Source organism: Calditrichota bacterium, assembly GCA_013152715.1.
Lineage (GTDB): Bacteria > Zhuqueibacterota > Zhuqueibacteria > Thermofontimicrobiales > Thermofontimicrobiaceae > 4484-87.
This window is the reverse complement of sequence record JAADFU010000090.1, coordinates 1-5,231: the sequence shown is the minus strand read 5'-3', so window position 1 is coordinate 5,231 and position 5,231 is coordinate 1. Positions and strand designations below refer to the sequence as shown.

Sequence of the window (5,231 nt, the reverse complement as noted above, 5' to 3'; positions counted from 1 at the left end):
AATACCCAGGTAGGTAGTGGGGTAGTCGAATGCGACACTGTCTCAATCCTCTATCAAGCAAGGCAATGTTTCAGACCGACCCCGTTTTGGAGCCAATAAAATCAAATAGTTAAAATACCCGATTTGCTAACCCCCTCAAAGAGGGCTTTTTTCGATGGCTCAATTACCCTTAAGTCATAGTGCCATTTTGTCATTTTTTACAGCTAACTTCAATAATATCCTTAGTGTATCAAAATTATTGCTAACCCCCCTTACAGCTTTTTTTCTTGCAACATTATATTTATCAAATAAATATAAGTGCTTTTTTCACGGTTTTTGAAAATGGAGCTTCGGTTAGCAAATTATTGACCAACCATGTAAATTATAACAATTTTTCTCGAAGAAGTCAAGTGTTTTTTTACAAATTCGTAAAATTTTTTCCGTAAATCCGATTGAAAAGTCACTTCACCGGCGCCGTCCGGCGCACGCAGCGAAAACCAATGAAAGACGCCGCTCTGTCCGGTTCCAATGAATAGCGCAGCGTTGCGCGCAATTCATCCGCGTGAAATAAATACCCGCCACCGCGAGCAACTTTTTTGTCGCCGGATTCCGGCCCTTTGGGATTTATTTTTCGACCTTTGGCGTAATAATCCCATTGGTACCAGTCGGCGACCCACTCGCGCACATTTCCGACCATGTCGTAGCAGCCGTAAGGGCTTTGGCTATCTTTCGTCTGAAAACCCTGATAATTTTGTCCGTTGTAAAAGCCGACCGGCGTTGTTCCTTCTTCGAAAGGATCGCCGCTGTTCCAGAAATTGGCGCGGGAACTGTCGATTTCGTTGCCCCAGGGATAAAGCTTACCGTCGGTGCCGCGCGCTGCTTTTTCCCATTCCGCTTCTGTGGGCAGACGTTTCAGGTAAAATTCAGCATAAGCATTGGCGCCAAACCAGGTCACGCCCACCATGGGATGATCAGCGAAAACAGAATCCACGACAAAAAGTTCGTCCTGACGATGCACCTGAGAAATTTCTTCATCAAAAAATGAACCAATTTTACCGCTGTCACCGGGGAATTTTTCCAGAAAAGCATTTAGAAAGCGAGCGTACCGGGCGTTAGTGACCGGGTATTTGTCAATCCAGTATTCGTCGAGAAAAACTTTGTGCGCCGGTCTTTCGTCGAACTCAAAATCTTCGCTGCCCATGAGAAAATTTCCGGCGGGCACGCGCACCATTTCTGCGGTGTCTTTCACCGGAATCACAGCGAGAGACTCCGCTTTGGCGGTTGCAGAATCTCCCTTTTCGGGGTAGAGAATCTGCTGCAATTCTTTCTCGATTTGCGCGAATGACAGAGCGGCATTCACCAACATAAAAAATAAAAAATTAAGGAAAAAATATTTGAAACTTCTCATAGTAACACCGTTCATCTTTTTAACTTTTCAAAGGTCCAAACAAATTCTTCTTCGGAAACAAACCGAAGATTCCCCCGGTGTGAATAAAAAGTATTTTATCTTCTTTTTTAAAAAATCCCTTTTGAATTTGATCATACACGCCAAAAAACGCCTTTCCCGTGTACACCGGATCCAAAATGACGCCTTCCAATTTCGCGATTTGGGAGATAAATTCGATTTCTTCCGGTCTATTCAGGGCGTAGCCTTCGCCGACGTAGCCATCGATCACGTGCACTTCTTCCGCTTCCACCGTCACCGGGACGCGATATTGCATGGCTGCATTGCGGCAGATGCGCGTCACTTTTTCTTTGAAATAATCTGCATCGTCGCACACATTGATGCCGATGATTTCAGACGAGAGTTGAAAAAATTTCTTTCCCATCAAAAGCCCGGCGTGAGTGCCGCCGGAGCCATCAGCGCAAACGATGTAATCAAAATTAATGCCCATCTCATTCATTTGTTGCAAAATCTCTGCCGCGGCTGTGAAATAGCCGAAAGACCCGATGGCATTGGACGCGCCTTCGGGAACGATATAGGCTTTGTGACCTTCTGCGGCGAGTTCATCACCAATTTCGCCCATGATTTCTTCGACGCGATTTCTGTAATCTTCTGCCGAAATGTAGCGAACCCTCGCCCCAACCAATAAATCTAAAAATAAATTCCCGTCTTTTTCTTCCGGTTCTTCACCGCGCAGTACAAGAAACGATCCCATTCCCAATCGCGCTGCGGCGACGGCTGTGGCACGAGCGTGATTGGACTGCACGCCGCCGCAAGTGATGAGAAAATTCGCGCTTTGTCTTTTTGCTTCAGCAATGGAAAATTCGAGCTTGCGGATTTTATTTCCGGAATACTCGCTACCGGTAAAATCATCCCGCTTGATGTAAATTTCAGGACTATTCCACTTTTTTGTGAGCCGCTCCAGTTTCTGAATCGGCGTGGGCAAGCGCGCCAGCGACATTTTTCCCGGGATAAAATTTTTTCCCATGGCTTTCTCCTATTCCCAATCAACACTATTTTCCAACACTCCGAGTCCTGCAATTTCTCCTGTTACCACATCGCCCGGTTTCAGCTCAGATACGCCAGCCGGCGTTCCCGTTGCAATAATATCGCCAGCATTGAGCGTAATGTGCCGGGAAATGTAACTGATGATGTCGGGGATTTTGTACACCATCTCCGCGGTATTCGCCTGTTGTTTAATCTCACCGTTGACTTTGAGCGAAATATCGAGACTGTGCGCATCCTCGATTTCATCCGCTGGCACCAAAAACGGCCCCAGGGGACAAAAAGTGTCAAAACTTTTCGACCGCATCCAGGGCTTCTTTTCTTTCATATCTTCGATTTGCATGGCGCGCGCTGTGACATCGTTCAGTACTGAATATCCGGCGACGTGCTCCATTGCCCTGTCTTTGGGAATTTTTTTCCCGGATTTCCCGATGACAACAGCCAATTCGATCTCGTGATCCACGCGTCCGACATCCCGCGGCAGACGAATTGTTCCGCCCGGAGGCAGCAAACTCGTGGGTAGTTTTGCAAAAATAATCGGTTCCGGCGGCACCACATTTTGGAATTCTTCCGCGTGCTTTTTGTAGTTTCTCCCCAGGCAAATGATTTTCTGCGGTCTGGCAATAGGTAGATCGTAAACGATTGATTCTTTTAACTCCACGTCATCCAGCGAGCGCAGACTCGTCACCGTCGTGATGATGTCCTGAATATTTTTCTTATTAAACATTTCAAATTCCACCATCACCTGCAAAAACATCAAATCCGGCAGACGATGCTCGCCGCGGATATCCTTGAAATATGTCCAGATGCGGGAAAAATCGTAGTTCTTGCCTTTGTATTCAATCCCGATTCTCATCACGTGCTCTGATTTTTTGTACATGAATAAACGCATATTTTTTCCTTCCCATTTTTATTAAGTTATTGGTGAGTGGTTATTAATTTTTGACGATCCGAAACTTGTCCCCTCTTTCGATGATTAACAGCAACCTTAAAATAAATAAGTGCGAGAAAGCGAATTGCTAAAGGCTAAAGGCCAAACGCCAATTGCCAACATCATAATCATTGCGCATAAAATCGAATCATTTGTTCAATCGCCCGCGCACAAACGGGACAAAATCCTTGCAATGTTTTCGAAAACATGATACAGTCCACATACGGTCGATACAGTCCTTTTGATGAATAGCCCGAACCCTCAAAAGCACCAACTTTGCCTTTGTAAGGCTGATTTTTCATTAATTCATCCAACTGATCTTTGATTCTCTGATATTTGGTTTTGAGATCGGGGGCGCTTTTGTCCAATTTTGACAGCGCCTGATTCAAAGAATCGTATTCCGCTTTATGCCACGGCGTGGGAATGGGCGTGTCCGCTGCCATCAAATTCTCCCACTTCACATGTCCGTTGTGCAAAATCGCCACGTTCGGCTCCCAGGGATCGACATCCAACGGGTAAAATTCATCGTAAGCGACCGACGAAGAATAGTACTCATCGCCCAGCCCGGCAAAGGCATGGCCGAATTCATGCACGAAAACGTACTTCGGCACCCAGCTTTTCTCCTTATTTTTCTCTCGGGCGTAGCTGACCGCGTAAAGATTAAAAATACCGCCGCCGCCGTAGCGATCGGAATTCAAAATGATGTAAATTCTGTCATAGGGCACGAGAGATGCGACGTCGCGAACGGCTTTGTTTTCAAAGCTCAAAGCGTAGCGAGGCGAATCAAAGGAATTGTAAGAACAACCGAGTGCGGTTTGTTTCCACGAATTTTTTCGCGGTTCGTCAACGCCGGAATTTACGGAAGGCACATCCACATACCAGACGTTGAAATCTTTTTTGTGTTCTTTGAAAGGCTCGGTTTTAAAAAGGGCACTGACAAGACGTTTCATGTCATTGTGAAACAGATTCATTTCTTTTGCAGTGTAACCTTCCGCGAGAATTGCGATATCGACCTTAATGTGAGGATTGCCATTTCTGAACAGCGCAGAAACGGGAAACTTTTCTCTCTGTGCTTCCCTGTTGACAAAACGAGAGTTTGGATCAATGACTGTCGAAAAGATATTTTCAAAATAGTTCTCACGGTTTCTTTTGGCAATGATGAACTGAATTTTATTCTTTGGAAAAGGCAGCAAAACCGACTCGTGAAATGTGCGGTGGATTCCTTTTTCCGCCTCGCTTGTGGTTTCCCACTCTCCATAGAGGCTGCAAAAACCGCGCGAGAAAATCAGTTCATTGGTGCGCACATCGATCACTTTTGCCAGATATTTTCCCAGATTCAAAGTGTCGAGCAAATTGTTTTTCGAGCCTGCCCACAATTGCCGGTTATGCGTCAGCACAGCCGGTTCCTCATAAACTTTGTCAAGGCTGATCACTTCCAGACCTTTGGTGCCGGTATGATAAAAATCAACGCGCATGGTTTTGTCGAAAAAATATTTTTCAAATCCGCTTTGCGTAAAAGCCAAATCAGACAGAAGAAAGGCAAAAATCAGAAAGAAAATTATTGGCAAGCGTTTCATTTCCAGCCTCCTGTTAATGACAATTTTTTATTTGATAGCCACGATTTTGCATTGTGGGAGTTGCAAACAACCAAATATAAAAGAATTCAGCCAATAATGCAATAGGGAATTTGGATTTGGGAAATTTGGGGGACATTCGATAAAAAAGGACATTTCAACAGGGCGGAACGATATTTTAACGGGTAGCGGTGTTTCCGGTAACGTAATTTTTGCAAATTTAATGGTTAACCGCAAAGCGCTCTGTAGGGAATGCAAATTTGCATTCCTATCGCCGTTCAAACGCCGCAGGCGTTCA

At 45.2% G+C, this 5,231-nt stretch carries 4 protein-coding genes; all 4 read right to left on the bottom strand.

The genetic code is table 11. The annotated features are described in order from the left end of the window. Nucleotides 1–439: 439 nt before the first annotated feature. Nucleotides 440–1,387: a formylglycine-generating enzyme family protein gene (locus GXO74_07065; protein NOZ61426.1), complete on the bottom strand. Its 948-nt coding sequence runs from the start codon at nucleotides 1,385–1,387 to the stop codon at nucleotides 440–442. A gap of 19 nt (nucleotides 1,388–1,406) precedes the next feature. Beyond that, nucleotides 1,407–2,411, bottom strand: a complete 1,005-nt coding sequence (locus GXO74_07060) for a D-cysteine desulfhydrase family protein (GenBank protein ID NOZ61425.1) — start codon at nucleotides 2,409–2,411, stop codon at nucleotides 1,407–1,409. Nucleotides 2,412–2,420: 9 nt separating this feature from the next. Continuing rightward, entirely contained in the window at nucleotides 2,421–3,155 is a 735-nt protein-coding gene (locus tag GXO74_07055) for a fumarylacetoacetate hydrolase family protein (protein NOZ61424.1), read from the bottom strand. A gap of 332 nt (nucleotides 3,156–3,487) precedes the next feature. Further along, entirely contained in the window at nucleotides 3,488–4,936 is a 1,449-nt protein-coding gene (locus GXO74_07050) for a peptidase M64 (protein ID NOZ61423.1), read from the bottom strand. Nucleotides 4,937–5,231: the final 295 nt, after the last annotated feature.

What these genes read in the sequence shown, in the direction of transcription:
- GXO74_07065 (NOZ61426.1), bottom strand. Translation starts at nt 1,387, where the DNA reads ATGAGAAGTTTCAAATATTTTTTCCTTAATTTTTTATTTTTTATGTTG.
- GXO74_07060 (NOZ61425.1), bottom strand. Translation starts at nt 2,411, where the DNA reads ATGGGAAAAAATTTTATCCCGGGAAAAATGTCGCTGGCGCGCTTGCCC.
- GXO74_07055 (NOZ61424.1), bottom strand. Translation starts at nt 3,155, where the DNA reads ATGTTTAATAAGAAAAATATTCAGGACATCATCACGACGGTGACGAGT.
- GXO74_07050 (NOZ61423.1), bottom strand. Translation starts at nt 4,936, where the DNA reads ATGAAACGCTTGCCAATAATTTTCTTTCTGATTTTTGCCTTTCTTCTG.